This is a genomic window from Cupriavidus sp. USMAA2-4, from assembly GCF_001854305.1.
Classification (GTDB): Bacteria; Pseudomonadota; Gammaproteobacteria; order Burkholderiales; family Burkholderiaceae; genus Cupriavidus; species Cupriavidus malaysiensis.
The window spans coordinates 253624-271722 of sequence record NZ_CP017748.1; the positions used below are offsets into that span (position 1 = coordinate 253624).

Sequence of the window (18099 nt, forward strand, 5' to 3'; positions counted from 1 at the left end):
GGCCGCGCATCGGGGGCCTGGGCTGCATCGATGTGCGGCGCTTGCGCACGAAACCAGCGGCGAAATCGACGAGGCTGAACGCAGAACAAGACGCGGCCATGGCACGCGGGAAGATCGGAAAACAAGGAGTCAAGCATGAACAAGGGGAAAATCAAATTCATCGGCGTCGCGATCCTGGTTCTTTTATCCAGCTATGCGAATGCGAAATGCACGGTCAAGACGAGCGATAACAAAGAAGTGGATTATCTCGTCGTCACGCTGCCGAAATTCTCTCCGCCTCCATTTGATCCCAATGTCAAGGAGGGCACGGTGATCTTCACGTCGTCGGGGAGCTCGACCGGATCGGGCGGGACGGCGTATTGCGATTCAACCGTTGGTCTCGTCGGGTATTTCGGTTCGACAAGCGCCGCTCCCGGAAAGTACAACACCTATCCCACGCCGGTTGCCGGAGTGGGGGTTCGCATCAGAGGGGGTATCAATAAGGATGATTGGTGGCCGCAATCGACTGAGGGGGCCAATACTACGTATGGGATGGTCGCAGGGACGGAATTTACCATTGAGCTTGTGAAGACCGGCGATATCACGGCAGCAGGCGTTTTGAGCGGGGAGATCGGTATGACCTATATCATCCCGCATGAAAAGAAGATCCGCTCCATCGTGACGAATGGATCGATCAATATCGTTCCGAAAGTTCCGACCTGCAATGTGTTGACCCCGAAAGTGGACGTTGATCTGGGGAAGGCAACAACCAGCGAGCTGAAAAGCGTCGGCGCAACGTCTTCACCAAAATCCTTCGAGGTGCGCCTCCAGTGCTCTGGTGGTAACCCAGGTACGACGACGCAGATGTACATGACGCTGACGGACTCGACGAGTCCCGCTAATAAGACCGATACGCTCTCGCTGGCGTCCGGCTCGCAGGCCAAAGGCTTCGGCATTCAGATCCTGCGTGGTGCTGATGACACGCTGGTCAGTTACGGTCCGGACTCTGCGGCGGCAGACAATCCCAATCAATGGAAGGTCGGCAACTTCGGCAACGTCAACGTGACCATTCCTTTCAAGGCTCGCTATGTGCGAACGTCCTCTACTATCGTGCCCGGTACGGCGAATGGGGCTGCCACGTTCACCATGAGCTATCAATGAGCGGACGGGTTTCCGGACTGCTGAAAGCGGGATCGGATTGAGGGCCGGAGCGGTATTGCTGCGCGCTGGGGTGACAGGGTCATGTCCGAGCTGATACGGGGAACGGGGGGCTGGCATACGGGCGACAAGCGGTCAGCCGTGTACGCGGCGGGACGGTCGACAGCATCTAGGCGAGCGTTATGCGGTGCGTGTTCTTGATTGACTTGCTTCGTATTCTGGAGGTAAGGGGTGGCAACAAGAATATTATTATTTCTTATATTTTCCGCGTTTTCACTTTTCTCTCGTGCGGCGGAGATCTGCTGGTCGGCGAGCGGTAGCACGACCATATCATTTCCTGCGCAAACGATTTCGAGTGCGGAGGATGCCATGGTGCCGGGGACGGCAGTGTCTTCCGGAGCTACCAACAATTCTTTCAGCTACGGCATACTTCAGATCGATGATAGTCTGGTCTGCAATGATAGGTCGGGAGTCAATGGGTCGATCGTCATTCCTGAGACGGTTAAGAAGTCCACCGTCACTTATACGCAGAATGGCGTGGAGCACGCCGTCTGGGAGACTAGCGTGCCGGGAGTCGGGGTTGCCATGGCGGCCAGGTTGAGCAATACGGCTGATTGGGTCCCGATCAAATCCGCAGAGCAGGGCATCGGCTCGCTGAGTCAGCCGTCGAGCGGGTTGTTCTTTATAAGTCTGCAGCTCAGGGCAACTTTGGTTTTCACGGGGCGCGTGAAATCCGGGAGCTATAGCTTCACCATGAGCCTGGTTAACTATATCAAGCAGAAATCGACGTCAAAGACCCTGCTGACGACGACCTTGGGAGTGAAAGGAAATGCTACCGTCAAGGCCGGTTCATGCAAGCTGACGAGCGGTGCGAAGCAGACCGTTTTGCTGCCAACGGTGTCGGCTCACAGCCTGAATCAGCAGGCGGGCGAGTCAGCAGAATCCTCTGCCCCGTTCTCGCTGGGATTGCAGTGCGATCAGGGCGTGAAGGTCTACGCGACGATGACGGATGCATCGAATCCCGTGAATACAAGCGACACGCTCGGTCTTGGCAAAGGTTCGGGTGCCCGCGGTGTCGGTATCCGGATCTATCGCGAGAAGGAAACGAAGCCGGTCAGCTACGGGCCGGACTCGTCGGCGAACGGGAATGCCAACCAATGGTACGTCGATACGGCCGGGGCAAATGGGGTGATCGGGCTTCCCTTTGTGGCCAAGTATGTCAAGACCGGGACAACCGTCACGCCGGGATCGGTTGAGGCGCAGAGTACGATTACTTTCTCTTATCAGTAGTGGCTCCGGTCCTGGTGCGCACCGCTTCCGCGGCGTCGCCAGGGACGTGCTGACCTGAAGCGAACTGAAGTCCGGCGTTCGCAGGGCCATGCCCGCTAGTCGCCGATAAGTGGCGTTCAAAGCTACAATCCTGCTGACACGGTGGCAGGAACCCGGGGACAGAGGCCGCCAGGCCTGCTGTGTGCCGCCAATGAGAAGCGAACGCTTGCGGTCGGCACCCATGGAAAACGTTCGGGGTTCGAAAGTCCAGAAACTGGCGCAAAGCGCGCTGCGCCTGAACGTTGGCCTGCTGGTCATCATCCTGCTTGCTTTTTTCTTCCTGGGTACCGCATATTGGGCCATCACCCGCGTGCTCTGGTTCGAGCAGGCAAAGGCCGCCTTCCATTTCGCACGGCTGGTCGGAACGATGCAGGAACACGAGCGATTCCTGCTGCAGTTCACCCGCGCGACCGAACCGGAGTCCAGGCCCCCGTCGCCCGGCGCGCCCGCCGGGCAGCCTGCGGAACTGGCCACGCTGAAGGTGATGCCGCGCGGGGAGGTCGATATCTACGAGGGACAGCAGTTCGCTTTCTCCCCCCCGTTTGCCCTGTCCTTGCCCGGCGGCCAGTGGGCGCTGGCGTCGCAGGCGCCGCAAGCGCGCGAGCGCCAGCTCAGGCTGGGGGTGATGGCGGACAGCGTCTACAGCAGCTTCTGGAGCCACTCGCGCTATCGGGCACCGCAGGTGCTGCTGTTCGACCTGGACAGCGTGGCAGGCATGGCCGTGCCGTCGATCGACGCCAGGCCGGACCTGCTGGTCAGGGCGCGCAAGGGCTTGCTGCGCGTTCTCGACAGCGCCCGTGAGCAGGTGCGCCAGGACCTTCCGTCGCCCGGCGTATTGAAGGTGCATTGGCAAGCCGGCACCGGTTTTTTCGGTGGCAAGGAGCCGGAATTGCTGGCCTATATGGAAGACAGCGTGCCGGACACGCTATGGTGGCAACCGGATGCGCCACGGCGGGTGATCGTTGCCACGGTGCTGGAACTGGATGCCCTGACCGAGGAATTGGGGTGGCGCTACACACCATCCTTCGACCTGCTGAGCCCGGATGGCCAGGCGCTGCTGGGTTCCCGGAAGCGGGTCGAGAGGTATGGCGATGGCGTCCACTTGGCGGCGAGCGGGCTGTTGATCAAGTGCGGCAGTAGTGCGCGCCAGGGCTGGCAGGCCGTCTACTTCATCACCTACAGCGAGCTTTTCCGCCAGGAGCGCTGGGCCATCGTGGCGCTGGTCGCGGCATTCCTGATGATCCTCGGCTCCGGTTGGGCGCTGCTGCGCTGGTATCGTCGGCGCGTGGTGGCACCGGCCAGCCAAGCGCACTACACGCTGGAGGAGAGCCACGCCTTCAACCGCACCATCATCGAGACCGCGCCTGTCGCGCTGTGCGTGCTGGACCAGGGCGGACGCGAGGTCGTCATCCAGAACGCGCTGGCCCAGGCATGGCTTGGCGGCCCGGAGGCTATGGTGTCGCTGGTGCGCGACTGGCATCTGATCGAGGCCGGTCGGCTGGTGCCCGGCGAAGCCTGCGTGGTGGCCGGGGGCCTGTCGCTGCACGCGCGCTGGGCGCCGGCGCAGTATGGCGGCGCCAGCGTGCTGCTCTGCGCGTTCCACGACATCAGCGCTCACCGTGAGGCCCTGTCGGCGCTGCGCGGGGCACGCGCCGCGGCGGACGAGGCCAATGCGGCCAAGAGCCGTTTCCTGGCCACCATGAGCCATGAGATCCGCACGCCGCTGTACGGCGTGGTCAGCACGCTGGAACTGCTCGGCCTGACCCCGCTCGATGCACGCCAGCAGGGTTACTTGCACACCATCCGCAGTTCCTCCGATGTGTTGCTGCAACTGATCAGCGACATCCTCGACGTTTCCAAGATCGAAGCGGGCCAGATGCCGCTGGAAGCCGAGGCCTTCGACCCGCAGGCGCTGACCGAGGAGATCCTGCGCGGCTACGCGGCGCGGGCGCAGGAGAAGGGCCTGCAGTTCTACGCTTGCCTGGACGCCGACGTGCCGCAGTCGGTGGTCGGCGACGGCATGCGCATCCGGCAGGTCCTTGCCAATCTTGTCAGCAATGCCATCAAGTTCACCGGCGCGGGCCGCGTCGCCGTGACCCTGCGGCGCGAGCGGGAGGCGGACGACGGCGTGGTGCGCCTGCGCTGGGAAGTGGTCGATACCGGCAGCGGCTTGTCGAAGGCCCAGCAGGAGCGGTTGTTCGAGCCCTTCTATCAGGCTGACAACCAGGCCGATGCCCGCCTCGATGGCCGCGGCAAGGATCGGCCCGCCGCCCCTGCCCCGATCGGCGGAACCGGGCTGGGCTTGTCGATCTGCCGCCGCCTGAGCGACCTGATGGGGGGCAAGCTGGAGGTGGTCAGCGTGCCCGGCGTGGGGAGCCAGTTTGCCTTCACGGTGCCGCTGGCCGCCGTGCCGCGTTTGCCGGCGCAGCCGGGCGCTGCCGTGGCCGTGGCAGCGCGGCCTGTCTGCGTGCGCTCGCCCGCGCCGGATCTGACCGCCAGCCTTTGCCGATGGCTGGTCTCGCTCGGCTGGGACGCGCATGCGCTGGCGGCAGATGGCGTGCCGGAGCAAGCACCGGGCGAGGGCGGCGCGGACACCGGGAACGCGCTCTTGCTCGACGTGCTGCCGGCGTGGCTGGCGCCGCTGCCCTGGGCCGGAGCGCGCGTGACGGCGCGGCACGACGCGGCCTTGCGGCCCGAGTCCGTCGCGGGCGGCTGGCAAGTCAACCTGCATAGCCGCGCGGGCATCCTGCAGGCCCTGGCGGCAGCGGCCGGGCTGGACCCGGGCCTCCTTCCCGCGGCCGGCGGTGACGATGCCGCGACGCAGCGGCCGCCGCTGGGGCTGCGAGTGCTGGCGGCCGAGGACAACCCGATCAACCGGACCCTGCTGAAGGAGCAGCTCGAGGCACTCGGCTGCACGGTGACGGTGGCGGCCGACGGCGAGGCGGCACTGCGCTGCGCGCAGACGGGGCAATTCGACGTGGTGCTGACCGACGTCAATATGCCGGTGATGGATGGTTATGCGCTGACGCGCGCCCTGCGCGCGCGCGGTGCCTCGCTGCCCATCCTCGGCGTGACCGCCAACGCCATGCGCGACGAAGGCGAGCGCTGCCTGGCCGCCGGCATGGACGCGTGGATGACCAAGCCGATCAGCCTGCTGACGCTCTATGAGCGGCTGCACGCAGCGGCGAAGGCCGCTGGTGCGGCGGTGGCGGCAGCAGGGACAGTGGGGGGGGCAGCGGCAGTCGGGGCAATGGAGTCCGTTGCGGTGGCCGATGTGGCCCATGTGGCCGATGCGGCCGATGTGGCCGATGCGGCAGGAGCGGTAGCGGATGACGCCCTGGACGTGCCCGCCCCCTTGCGCCAGCTGTTCCTGTCCACCATGGCGGAGGACCTGGCCGCCACGCGGGCCGCGCTCGCCAAGGGCGATGCCGTGCTGTTGCGCCAGCTGCTGCATCGCATGCGCGGCGCACTGTCGGTAGCGCGTGGGGCTGACCTCGTGACTGCCTGCCGCGAGCAAGAAACGGCCTTGGCCGAGGGGCGCACGCTGGCCGGCGATGCGCCGCTGCAGGCCTTGCTCGACAGGATAGAGTCCGCCGTCGGTCGGGTGCAGGGCGGTGCACGCCTGTGCTAAGCTTTTTCTCTATACATAGTTAGAAAGATCGGCATATGCCCGCAGGAAATTCCTATTCTGCGGAGCCCTGCCGCCCGCCGCCCAGGAATCCTAGACATGAGCCGAATCATCGTCGTCGATGATCACCCGCTGATCCATCTTGCCGTGCGCCTGATGCTGGAGAAGGAAGGCCACGAGATCGTCGCCGAATGCGACAGCGGCACGGCTTGCATCCAGGCGGTGCGCGAGCACCAGCCCGATCTGCTCATCCTGGACTTGTCCATCCCCAAGATGGACGGCTTCGCCGTGATCGCTCACCTGAAGTCCGCGGGCCTGCGCGTCAAGGTTCTGATCCTGACCTCGAGCGATTCGCGCAATTTCGCCATGCGCTGCCTGCAGGCCGGCGCCGCCGGCTTCGTCTGCAAGGACGACAACCTGGACGAACTGGTGGGCGCCGTGCGGGCCGTGCTGTCCGGCTATACCTATTTCCCCGAGGACGCGCTGATCGCCTTGCAGGAGAACGCCAAGGCGGCCAGCGAGGAACAGGTGCAGGTGGCCGCGCTGACCGACCGCGAGCTGTCGGTGCTGCGGCTGCTGGCGCGCGGCTTGGGCAACCAGGAGATTGCCAGGGACCTGCTGATCAGCCACAAGACGGTGAGCACCTACCGGGTGCGGCTGATGCAGAAGCTCAACGTATCGAACCTGGTCGCGCTGGTGGAGCTGGCCAAGCGCAACGGCGTGGCCTGAGCTCCGGCGGGCTGCCTCAGTCCGGCTTGCTGACGCGCAGCAGTTGCGCGTCGAGCGCCTGTGTGGCCGCTTCGACGGCCGCAATGGCGGCGCGCAGTGCCTGCCGCGAAGGCGGCACCGCCCGGCACGCGGCCTGCAGGCCTGAGCAGGCATCGACGAGCTGCGCTGCCCTGAGCAGTTCGGCGGCGCCGCGGATGCGATGGGCGACGCGGCCCAGGGCCTCGGTGTCCGGCTGCCGGCGCAGCCTGGCGAGGGTGCGGCGATCCTGCACATTGGCGTGCAGCATGGCGTCGACCAGCCGCTGCACCAGTGCCGCGTCGCCGCCGGCCAGTTCTCTCAGTTCCCGCGCCATGCGTGGGTCATCGGCATGTGCCCGCGGCGTGGGCTCGAGCGCAGCCGTCACCGCCTCCCGCGAGTCGGGAACGTCCGGCAGGGCCGGCAGTGCAAGGCCGTCGGCGCCGGCTGCATCAGCCTGCGTATCCGCATTCGTATCCGCATTCGTATCAGCTGCCGGCTGCGCGGGAGCGGGCAGGGCGGCGGCCCCGCCGGGCGTACGCACTGCCGCGGTGGCCAGCACTTGCTCCAGGCGGTCCAGTCCCAGCGGCTTGACCAGGCAGTCGTCCATGCCCGCCTCGACGCAGGCGGCGATTTCCTCCTTGCGCGCGTCGGCGGTCAGGCCCAGCACCAGGCAAGGTGCGAGCCCGCGCGACCGCTCATCGTCGCGGATCGCCTTGGCCAGCGCCAGCCCGTTCATTTCCGGCATATGGCGATCGGTGATGACCGCATCGAAGCGGTCCTCGTGCCAGGCCTGCAAGGCCTGCCGGCCGTTCTCGACGCAGGTGGTGCGATGGCCCAGGAAGGCAAGCTGCTGGCACAGCAGCAAGCGGTTGACCGCGTGGTCGTCGGCCACCAGTACATGCAGCCTGCGGGCCGGTGCCGGCATCGGCGCGGCCTGCGCGGCGGCGCTCGCGGTGTCCGGCGTCGCGGGCTGGCAAGCCGGCAAGGTCTGCAGGGTCAGTACGACCTCGATGCGCGTGCCGGCACCGGCGGCGCTGTGCATGAGCAGCGAACCATCCATCATTTCGCACAGCGAGCGGCAGATCGACAGCCCCAGGCCGGCGCCGCCATGTGCGGCGCCGTGTTCATCCACGTCGCCGGATGGCGCGACCTGGGAGAATGGCTGGAACAGGCGCGCCTGATCGACCGGCGCGATGCCGATGCCGCTGTCTTCGACCGACAGCTTCACCCGCATCCGTTCGGCACCGGCCGGCTCCCCGCCCAGGTGGATGCGCACATAGCCGTGCGCGGTGAACTTGATCGCATTGCTGACGAGGTTGGACAGGATCTGCTTGAAGCGCATCGGATCCACCAGCACGTCCGCGCCGACACTGGAATCCATTTCCAGCGTCAACGCCAGTCCCTTCTGCCGGGCCGGGCCGTCGAACACGCGCACGACGGATTCGGCGAGGTCGCGCAGGCGGGCCCGCAACGGTGTCAGGCTGAGATGGCCGGATTCGATGCGCACGATGTCCAGGATGTCGCCGATCAGGGCCAGCAGGCCGTTGGCCGACGCATAGGCGGTTTCGATGGCCGCGCGGTCGATCTCGCCCGCGCGGGCGCGGCGCAGCGCCAGTTCGAGCGTGCCGATGACCGCGCTCATGGGCGTGCGGATCTCGTGGCTCATGGTGGCCAGGAAGGTGGTCTTGGCGCGGCTGGCCTGCTGCAGCGCGTCGATCAGGCGGCGCTGGTCGGTGATGTCCTGCCAGCCGCACACCACGCCCTTGAGCGTGCCCGAGGCGTCGCGATAGGGCTGCACCCAATGGTCGATCCAGCGTGCCTCGCCGTGGATGCGCACGGCGAGCTGGCGCCGCTGCGGCTGGCCGTCGGCGATCGCACGCAGGTAGCCGGCGTGGAAGTCGGGGGCGGACTTGAACAGGCTGGCAGGCAGCGCCGCGGCGGTCTTGCCGAGGGCATCGTGCGCGCTGATGCCGAGCACCTCTTCGTAGCGGCGATTGAAGGACAGCAGCCGGCCTGTGCAATCGCGCACATAGACCGGGTCGGGCAGCCCGTCGGTGAAGGTCTGCTGGAACTGCAACTGGTCGCTCAACGCACGTTCGGCGCGCAGCCGCTTGCGTACCTGGCGGCGCAGGTGGAACACCCAGGCGGCGGACAGTGCCAGCAGGGCGACGGCGCCGGCGACGATCCAGGCGATGGTCTGGCGGTAGTCGCGCCAGGTCTGGCCGGTCATGGCGGCGTTAGGGCGCCAGCGGTTGACGATGGATTGCAGCTCGTGCGGGCCCGAGGCCAACAGGGCCTTGTCGAGAATGGACTGCAGCTCGGTGTCGCCGCGCCGCATGGCCAGGCTCAGCGGGGTGCTGTCCGGGCTGATCAGGCCGCTGACGGCCAGCTTGTCGCCGTACAGGCGCGTGATGTAGTAGCGCGCCGCGCCCAGCGACAGCACGGTGGCGTCTGCCTGGCGCTCGGACACCATGTGCAGCGCGTCGAGGATGGTCGACGGCGTGTCGATGGGCACCGAGGGGTAGGCGGCCCGTGCCTGTTGCGTGGCGATGTGCCCGCGCGCGATGGCCAGCCGCTTGGCCGAAGGCGGCTGCAGGGCATCCGGTTCGACCGGCGCGTCCTTGCGCGCGACCAGCACGAAGTAGTCCGAGGTGAACGGCCGCGAGAAGCGCAGGCATTCCTCGCGCTCGCTGGTCGGGCTCAGCACGGTGAGGTCGGCCTTGCCGTCGGTGAGGGCGCGTTGCAGGCTGTCGAAGCTGCCGGTGCGCGTGAATTCGAAGCGCAGGCCGGTGCGCAGCGAGACCAGTTGCAGCAGGTCCGCCAGGATGCCGTTGAAGTTGCCGTTGGCATCGAAGAAGGCGACGGGGGCGAGGTCGTCGTTGACGGCCAGCCGCACCACCGGATGGCGGCTGATCCAGCGCCGCTCCGCTTCGTCCAGCTCGACGCGCTGGCCGGGCAGCAGCACGCTGTCGCCGCTCCAGCGCATGGCGATGCGGTCCAGCTTGCCCTGGCCGAGCGAGGCCAGCGCGCTGTCGACGATGCGCGCCAGCGGCGTGCCGTCGCGGCGCATGCCGAAGCCGAAGCCACTCGGCTCGACGGGCAGGAAGCGCGCCAGCCGCACGTAGTTGAAGAAGCTCTGGCTCACCAGCAGCGAAGCCGATAGCAGGTCGCCGAGATAGAGGTCGGCCTGGCCGAACGCCACCGCGGCCATGGCCTGGGCATGGCTGCGGTAACGCACGAAGCGGGCGTCCGGATAGGTCGCCTGCAGCGCCGGGCCGGACAGGTAGTCCTGCGCCAGGGCCACCGTCAGGCCCGACAGGTCGTCGGGCGGCGCGGCGGCTTCGCCCTGACGCTGGAACAGGGCAGGCAGGTCGGGCGCGTACGGCCGGCTGACCACCAGGCTGCCGTTCGCGCGCGCGGCACGGCCGGCGCTCGCAAGCAGGTCGATGGTGCCGGCTTCCAGGGCCCGCGTGGCCTGGGCGCGGTCGGCGAAGCGGCGGATCTCGATGTCGACATTGAGTTGCTGCCGCAGCAAGGCGGTCACATCTGCCGTGATGCCTTCGTAATCGCTGCCGTGGACGATGTCCAGCGGTGGCTGACCCGGAGCGGGTACGCCGAGCACGAGGCGGCGCTTGTCGCGCAGCCAGCGCCAGTCGTCCGCGTCGAGCGGCACTGTGCGGCGTTCGAGCAGAAGGTGGCTCTGCAGGGACAGGGACGAGGTGTTGTCGTCCCAATCCTGGGCCAGGGCAGGGGCTGGCGCCAGGGCAAGGGCAGCCAGCATGGCGGCGGCGAGTGCCAGCAGCAGCGCAAGGGTGGAGGGCCGGCAGGCGTGCAGCGTGCGCGGCGGCAGGACGCGTCGTTCAGGCATGGCGGGAATCCGGGTCGGCAACGAAGGGCGCCGTGCGCGTTGCGCAGGGCGTGCGGGTGGCGGGAGCGCGGTGCCCGCCGCAGCGGCGATCAGAGCGCGGGCGAAGACGTCCCGCCCGTGGCGCGGGCCGGTGCCGCCAGCGCGGCGGCGCGAGGGGCAAACCGTCGCAGCAGTGCCTCGCGCGCCATCGGCGGCGCCAGGCCGAACCCCTGGCCGATACGGCAACCCATGGCTAGCAGACGCTGCCGCTGTGCCGATGTCTCGACGCCTTCGGCGATCAGTTCAGCGGCCAGTTCGCGCGTCAGCAGCAAGGACGCGCGCGCCACCGCGCGGCTGGCGCGGCTGTGTTCCAGCGCGCGCACGAAGGCGGCATCGAGTTTGATCTGGTCGAAGGGGAACTCGCACAGGCGTGCCAGCGACGAGTGGCCCTGGCCGAAGTCGTCCATGGCCAGCGCACAGCCCATGCGGCGCAGCGCGCGCAGGGTTTCCAGCGCGGCCGGGCCCAGGACGGGAACGCCGTCCGCGTCGGCTTCGACCACCTCGAAGGCGAGGCCCGAGAGCGGCAGGCCCGCCGCCGCGGCGGCGCGGCCGACGTCGTCGGCGAAGCCCGGCCCGGCGAGCTGCTCGGGGCGCAGGTTGAACGCCAGCGCCAGCGCTTGCGCGCGCCCTGACAGCTCACGCTGCAGTGCCAGCCCCTGGCCGAACATGCGTGCGAACAGCTCGGTGAACAGGGCCCGCGAGCTGGCGGGGGCGGCTTCCATGGCCGGCAGGAAGGCGCCGGGCGTCAACAGCCCCAGGCGCGGGTGCTGCCAGCGTGCCAGCACCTCGGCGCCGTGCCAGCTGCCATCGCGCAGGTCCACCTTGGGCTGGAAATAGGCGACGAACTCGCCGGCGTCAAGGCCGCGCCGGATGTCGTCAAGCGTAGGTGCCGTCGCCGAGGCCAGTGCGGCGGACGGATGCGCCGCCACACTGGCCGGCGGGCACGCGGCATGGCGCGGTGTGGCGTTGCGTGGCGGAAGGGGGCGGTTATAGGAAAGTAGTGAGCGTTGGATAGGCACGGATCAATGCGTTTAGGGAATATGACGACATATTCCTTGGAACAGCTCGTGCCTTCTATGAGACGAATCCGATGGGATTAGGAATGAATCCCGATCGAGCGTGGAAAAATCTGATCCATTGTCGGCTGCCGGCGGGCAGCGCACAGTCGCGCCGGAGATGTGGCGGCGGAAATGATCAAGCAACCGGCTGGGAAGTCGGCAGGGGAATCTGCCGCAGGAAAGAAAAAAGGGGCGGGAGCCCCTTGTCCAGCCTGGCAGCGCGAGACGGTGCCGCCAGGCTGTGTGCATTACCGCGCGTGTGGCGGCATGCGGGATGGGGAGGCTTACTGGATCTTGGCCTTGTCGCGCAGCGACTTCATCATGGCCTGGAACTGCTCGCGCTGCCAGTTCTGGTCGCCCATCAGCATCTGCTGCAGCTGCGGCTTGACTTCCTCGAAGGTCGGGACCTTGGCGTCGCGCGTTTCCAGCAGCTGGATGACGTGCCAGCCGAACTGGGTCTTGACCGGGGTGTCGGTCAGCTGGCCGTTCTTCAGGCTGGTCATCGCGGCCGAGAACTCGGGCACGTAGCTGCTGCTGTTGGCCCAGTCGAGGTCGCCGCCGTTGGCCGCCGAACCCGGATCCTTGGAGGAGGCCTTGGCCAGGTCCTCGAACTTGGCACCGCCCTTGATCTTGGCGATGATCGCCTTGGCCTCGGCCTCGCTCGGCACCAGGATGTGGCGCACGTGGTATTCCTTGCCGTTGCCGAACTGCGACTTGATCTTGTCGTACTGCTTGCGCAGCTCGGTGTCGCTGGCGCCGTGGGTCTTCACGTAGTCCTCGAACACCGCGCCGGCCAGCACGTTCAGCTTGGCCTGCTCCAGTTGTTCCTGCACGTCGTCGCGCTGGGTCACGCCGCGCTTGTTGGCTTCCTGCAGCAGCAGTTCCCGGTCGATCAGCATGCTGCGGGCACGGTCGCGCAGCTCCGGATTGTCGGGCTGGCCGGTGCTGGCGATCAGCTTGTCCACCTTGGCCGAGGGGATGGCCTTGCCATTCACGACGGCGGCGTTCTGGGCAAAGGCGGGCAGGCTGCCAGCGGCAAGCACAGCCGCCAGGCTGAACGAGAGGACGGAGGTCTTCATGGAATCAGGTCGGAGAGTTGCGTGAATTGCGTGAAGAATCAATCGCGGGAAGAGTCGCGGGATCGGTATTCTTGTTCGGTGTAGGCGGTCACGGCCAGCGCGTGGATCTGCGCCGGGAACAGACTGCGCAGCGCATCATACACCATGCGGTGCCGCGCCACGCGGTTCTGTCCGGCAAAGCGCTCGCTGACGATGGTCACGTGATAATGGCCCCCGCCCGAGGCCGCGCCGGCATGGCCGGCATGCAGCGCGCTGTCGTCGCGCACGGCGAGGGTGGTGGGGGCGAGGGCGGCGCGCAGCAGCGCGTCGAGGGTGGCGGGGTCGGCTGCCATGGCTGGAAAGTCTCGGGTGATTCGCTGCGGCCGCTCAGTCGGGCGTCTTGTCCTGGGTGTCTTCCTGGATATGGCGGGACAGCCAGATGCTCTGCAGCACGATGAACACCAGCATCAGCCCCATGCTGCCGAACAGCTTGAAGTTGACCCAGGCGTCGGTGGAAAAGGTGTAGGCGACGTACAGGTTGAGCACGCCCATGGCGGCGAAGAAACCGGCCCAGGCGGCGTTCAGGCGGGCCCACATGGCCTCGGGCAGCGTCACCTGCTTTTCCATCATGGCGCGGATCAGGTTCTTGCGCCAGCCGATCACCGACCCCAGCAGGGCCACGGAGAACAGCCAGTAGAGCACGGTCGGCTTCCACTTGATGAAGGTCTCGTTGTGCAGCAGCAGCGTGGCGCCGCCGAAGACGGCGATGATCAGCAGGCTGATCCACTGCATCGGCTCGACCTTGCGGTGGCGCGCGAAAGTCCAGGCGATCTGCACCACGGTGGCGACGATGGCCACGCCGGTGGCGGCGTAGATGCCCTGGAACTTGAAGGCGATGAAGAACAGGATGACCGGGAACAGGTCGAACAGGAATTTCATGCAGGCTGGTCAGGATTGAGGATCGGCGCCGGCCGGGGATGGTCCCCCGCCGGCGGTTTCCGCGCTTCCGGCGGTTTCCGTGGCGTCGCCGGGCGCAGGCCCGGCGCTGCAGCAGATCAGCGGGAGGCGTCCGGCGGCGTGGCGCCGGACGGATGGTTCCCGTCGGCTTCCCGCTGCGCCGGATCGCGGTCGTCGAATTTTAGCGCAGCCGAGTTGATGCAGTAGCGCAGCCCGGTCGGCGCCGGCCCGTCTTCGAAGACGTGGCCGAGATGGCTGTCGCATTCCTTGCAGCGCACTTCCACCCGCACCATGCCGTGCGAGCGGTCCGTGTGCTCGGCAATGACCTCGCCGTTGATCGGGCGGAAATAGCTGGGCCAGCCGCAGCCGGCGTCGAACTTGGTGGCCGATTCGAACAGCGGCGTGCCGCAGGCGACACAGTGGTAGATGCCGGAATCCCAGTGGTCCCAGTAGCGCCCCGTGAACGGGCGCTCGGTGGCAGCCTCGCGGGTCACGCGGTATTCGATGTCGGAGAGTTGCTGGCGCCATTCGGCGTCGGTTTTCTTGACGGTCATATGTCGTTCTCCAGGTGCGGCCCGGGCCAGCCGGAGCGCGCCACGATTGGCGGTGTTGCCGGGCGCGCGGGCCCGGCGTCAGCATGAGTCGGACGGCAGGGGCCCGACCTTACAGTCCCGGGGACGGGTTCAGGAGGAGCAGCTTACCTCCAGTCCGGCCGCCCAGTCGGGCGGCAGCGCGGCGTAGGCCTCGGCCTCGGGCTGCTCGTCGAAGGGACGCGACAGCACGGCGAGCAGGCGCTCCACCTCGCTGAAATCCTTGTCGCGCGCGTGCCGGATGGCGGTCTCGGCCAGGTGGTTGCGCAGCACGTACTTGGGGTTGACCGCCAGCATGGCCGCGGCCCGCGCGGCATCGTCGGACTGTTCGGCACGCAGGCGCGCCCGGTACTGATCGGCCCAGGCATCCCAGGCGGCACGGTCCAGGAAGAGATCCCGCACCGGCGCGTCCCGGCTGCCGTCGGCCGACGAGATGCGGCTCAGGTGGCGCCAGAACAGCGTGTAGTCGACGCGTTGCCCGTGCAGCAGCTGGAACAGGCTGGTCAGCAGCGGTTCGTCGTCTTCGTCGCGCTCGCCCAGCCGGCGCAGGCCCAGCTTGGCGCGGTAGAGGCGGAAGAAGGCGCTGGCGTAGCGTTCGCGGAACGGGTCCAGGGCCGCGCGGGCGGCCGCGATGGCGGCTTCCTTGCCGGCTTCCCCGGCTTGCGGGTCGCGCCACAGCGGCAGCAGGGCCTGGGCCAGGCAGTGCAGGTTCCAGAAGGCGATCTGCGGCTGCTGGCAGTAGGCGTAGCGGCCCTGGTTGTCCGAGTGGTTGCAGATGTGGTTGGCGTCGAAGGCGTCGAGGAAACCGAAGGGGCCGTAGTCGATGGTCAGCCCCAGGATCGACATATTGTCGGTGTTCATCACGCCGTGGCAGAAGCCCACGGCCTGCCACTGGGCGACCAGGTCGGCAGTGCGCAGGGTCACCTCGCGCAACAGGGCCTGGTAGGGCTGGGCGTCGTCGCGGCAGGCCGGCAGGAAGCGGTCGATGACGAAGTCGGCGAGCGCGCGCAGCGAGGCCACGTCGTCGTGGGCGGCGAAATGCTCGAAGTGGCCGAAGCGGATGAAGGTCGGCGCCAGCCGGGTCACGACCGCTGCCGTTTCGATGGTCTCGCGCCGCACCGGGGCGTCGGAGCCGACGATGGCCAGCGCGCGCGTGGTCGGGATGCCCAGTGCAGCCATGGCTTCCGAGCACAGGTACTCGCGGATCGACGAGCGCAGCACGGCGCGGCCGTCGGCCATGCGCGAGTACGGTGTCATGCCGGCGCCCTTGAGCTGGATCTCGAGCGGGCCCGCCGCAGTGGCCGCCTCGGCCAGCCGGATGGCGCGCCCGTCGCCGAGCTGGCCGGCCCAGACGCCGAACTGGTGGCCCGAGTAGACCGAGGCCAGCGGGTCGGCCCAGTCCGGCACGCGGTTGCCGACGAAGGTTTCGACGAAGCCGGGCTGGCGTGCGATGTCGGCATCCCAGCCGAGCAGGGCGGCGGCGGCCGGCGCTACCCCTACCAGGTAAGGCGAGGGCAGCGGCGTGGGCGCGAGGCGGGTGAAGAACTGCGGCCCGAGCGCGGCGAAGCCGTCCTCGGTGTGCAGCGGCGCAAAGTCGCTGCCTGCGGGTTCGGTGGGAGGGGCGCTCAGGTCCGTGGCCATGGTCTCTCTTGGGGGCGGCGCAGCGGCGCGGGGCCGTGCATTGTCTGCAAGTGCGCTTGCAGGCTAGGGAAAACGACATGTTGAGGCGCAACATGCCACGCAGTATTGTACTTGGACGCCGAAAACCGGCTCTTGTCTGACAGCCTTCACGGAAAGCTCACCGCCCGGTCCCCGTCGATGCCTGATGTGATCGGTGGGAGGGGCTGGCGAGGAGCCAGCGTGGAGGTGAGAGCGGCGGCGGCAGTCGCATCACCATTCCAGGGATCCCGTTGACGTTGATGCAACGGATGGGAAGAATCGCAAAAAAATAGCACGATTGTTCGCTTTTTTGACGGGTGCCCGGCAACCAATGAGAAGACAGGAGACGAGTTCATGGCATTGATGGGTCAAATGATGAGCGCACCGCTGCTCATTTCCTCCATCATCAAGCACGCTGCACGCTATTACGGTGACACCGAAATCGTCTCGCGGCGCACCGAAGGCGACATCCACCGCTACAACTACCGCGAGTGCGAACTGCGCTCGCGCAAGCTGGCCCAGGCCCTGGCCGCGCTCGGCGTGCAGCAGGGCGATCGCATCGGCACACTGGCCTGGAACGGCTACCGCCACCTGGAGATCTACTACGGGGTGTCGGGCATGGGGGCGGTCTGCCACACCATCAACCCGCGGCTGTTCCCCGAGCAGATCGCCTACATCATCAATCACGCCGAGGACGGCTATGTCTTCTTCGACCTGACCTTCCTGCCGCTGGTCGAAGGCGTGGCCGCGCATTGCCCGAAGGTCAAGGGCTGGGTGCTGATGAGCGACCGTGCCCACATGCCGGCCGAGTCCAAGGTGCCGCTGCTGTGCTACGAGGACCTGATCGACGGGCAGGACGGCGGCTACACGTGGCCGACCTTCGACGAGAACACCGCCTCCAGCCTGTGCTACACCTCGGGTACCACCGGCAATCCCAAGGGCGCGCTCTACTCGCACCGCTCCACCGTGCTGCATTCCTACGGTTCGGCGCTGCCGGACGTGCTGAACTGCTCGGCGCGCGACGTGATCCTGCCGGTGGTGCCGATGTTCCACGTCAATGCCTGGGGCCTGCCGTACTCGGTGCCGCTGGTGGGCGCCAAGCTGGTGTTCCCCGGGGCCAAGCTGGACGGCGCTTCGCTCTATGAGTTGTTCGAGCAGGAACAGGTCACCTTCTCGGCCGGCGTACCGACCGTCTGGCTCGGCCTGTTGCAGCACGTGCAGGGCAATGGCCTGAAATTCTCCAGCTTCCACCGCACCGTGATCGGCGGTTCGGCCGCGCCGCCGGCCATGATCCGCGCGCTGGAGGCACTCGGCGTCGACGTGGTGCACGCCTGGGGCATGACCGAGATGTCGCCGCTCGGCACGGCCGGGACGCTGATGGCCAAGCACGATGCGCTGCCGGACGACGAGAAGCACCTGATCCTGGAGAAGCAGGGGCGCGTGGTGTTCGGCGTGGACATGAAGATCGTCGACGGCGATGGCGAGGAACTGCCGTGGGACGGCAAGGCCTTCGGCGACCTGCATGTGCGCGGGCCCTGGGTCATCGACCACTACTTCCGTGTCGATGCCTCGCCACTGGTGGATGGCTGGTTCCCCACAGGGGACGTGGCCACCATCGATGCGGATGGCTACATGCAGATCACGGACCGCAGCAAGGACGTGATCAAGTCGGGCGGGGAATGGATCTCGTCGATCGATATCGAGAACGTCGCGGCCGCCCACCCGGCGGTGCACATGGCGGCCTGCATCTCCGCCTTCCATCCGAAGTGGGATGAGCGCCCGCTGCTGGTGGTGGTCAAGAAGCCGGGCGCCGAGGTGACGCGCGAGGAACTGCTGGCCTTCTTCGAAGGCAAGGTGGCCAAGTGGTGGATTCCGGACGACGTGGTGTTCACCACCGAGATCCCGCTGACGGCCACCGGCAAGATGCAGAAGCTGAAGCTGCGCGAGCAGTTCAAGGACTACCGGTTGCCGTCGGCCTGAGGCCGCGGTGGCAGGGTATTCCCGCCGGCCCGCGGCGCGGGCCGGCACC

12 protein-coding genes are annotated in these 18099 nt (G+C 67.2%); 5 read left to right on the top strand and 7 right to left on the bottom strand.

The features are described 5' to 3' along the window. Nucleotides 1-135: 135 nt before the first annotated feature. The 4 genes from BKK79_RS41390 to BKK79_RS01270 all read left to right on the top strand — a co-directional run bounded on the left by BKK79_RS41390 (nucleotide 136) and on the right by BKK79_RS01270 (nucleotide 6823). Nucleotides 136-1140: a fimbrial protein gene (locus tag BKK79_RS41390; protein ID WP_232346249.1), complete on the top strand. Its 1005-nt coding sequence runs from the start codon at nucleotides 136-138 to the stop codon at nucleotides 1138-1140. Nucleotides 1141-1368: 228 nt separating this feature from the next. Then, the gene (locus tag BKK79_RS01260) at nucleotides 1369-2427 is read left to right on the top strand and encodes a fimbrial protein (protein WP_157128341.1); all 1059 of its coding nucleotides are present in this window, start codon (nucleotides 1369-1371) and stop codon (nucleotides 2425-2427) included. Between the two features lie 220 nt (nucleotides 2428-2647). After that, complete coding sequence (locus BKK79_RS01265; RefSeq protein WP_071036893.1) at nucleotides 2648-6097, top strand: hybrid sensor histidine kinase/response regulator; 3450 nt, start codon at nucleotides 2648-2650, stop codon at nucleotides 6095-6097. Nucleotides 6098-6193: 96 nt separating this feature from the next. Further along, a complete protein-coding gene (locus tag BKK79_RS01270; protein ID WP_071012892.1) occupies nucleotides 6194-6823 on the top strand; it encodes a response regulator transcription factor in 630 nt (209 codons plus the stop codon). A gap of 16 nt (nucleotides 6824-6839) precedes the next feature. Here BKK79_RS01270 and BKK79_RS01275 read toward each other — a convergent pair whose 3' ends face one another. From BKK79_RS01275 to BKK79_RS01305, 7 genes are all read right to left on the bottom strand, one after another. Continuing rightward, nucleotides 6840-10709 (bottom strand): transporter substrate-binding domain-containing protein, encoded by a 3870-nt coding sequence (locus BKK79_RS01275; protein WP_071036894.1) that lies wholly within the window; start codon nucleotides 10707-10709, stop codon nucleotides 6840-6842. 89 nt (nucleotides 10710-10798) lie between these two features. Beyond that, the gene (locus BKK79_RS01280; protein WP_084084384.1) at nucleotides 10799-11767 is read right to left on the bottom strand and encodes an EAL domain-containing protein; all 969 of its coding nucleotides are present in this window, start codon (nucleotides 11765-11767) and stop codon (nucleotides 10799-10801) included. Nucleotides 11768-12090: 323 nt separating this feature from the next. Then, nucleotides 12091-12885 (bottom strand): peptidylprolyl isomerase, encoded by a 795-nt coding sequence (locus BKK79_RS01285; RefSeq protein WP_071012888.1) that lies wholly within the window; start codon nucleotides 12883-12885, stop codon nucleotides 12091-12093. Nucleotides 12886-12923: 38 nt separating this feature from the next. Beyond that, nucleotides 12924-13217: a BolA family protein gene (locus BKK79_RS01290; protein ID WP_071012886.1), complete on the bottom strand. Its 294-nt coding sequence runs from the start codon at nucleotides 13215-13217 to the stop codon at nucleotides 12924-12926. A gap of 34 nt (nucleotides 13218-13251) precedes the next feature. Beyond that, nucleotides 13252-13803 (bottom strand): septation protein A, encoded by a 552-nt coding sequence (locus BKK79_RS01295; RefSeq protein ID WP_071012885.1) that lies wholly within the window; start codon nucleotides 13801-13803, stop codon nucleotides 13252-13254. Between the two features lie 116 nt (nucleotides 13804-13919). Beyond that, the gene (gene msrB / locus BKK79_RS01300; RefSeq protein WP_071012883.1) at nucleotides 13920-14375 is read right to left on the bottom strand and encodes a peptide-methionine (R)-S-oxide reductase MsrB; all 456 of its coding nucleotides are present in this window, start codon (nucleotides 14373-14375) and stop codon (nucleotides 13920-13922) included. Nucleotides 14376-14504: 129 nt separating this feature from the next. Next, nucleotides 14505-16052, bottom strand: a complete 1548-nt coding sequence (locus BKK79_RS01305; RefSeq protein ID WP_084084385.1) for a protein adenylyltransferase SelO — start codon at nucleotides 16050-16052, stop codon at nucleotides 14505-14507. 372 nt (nucleotides 16053-16424) lie between these two features. Between BKK79_RS01305 and BKK79_RS01310 the strand changes: the two genes are divergently transcribed. Continuing rightward, complete coding sequence (locus BKK79_RS01310; RefSeq protein ID WP_071012881.1) at nucleotides 16425-18050, top strand: 3-(methylthio)propionyl-CoA ligase; 1626 nt, start codon at nucleotides 16425-16427, stop codon at nucleotides 18048-18050. The last annotated feature ends 49 nt before the right edge of the window (nucleotides 18051-18099 follow it).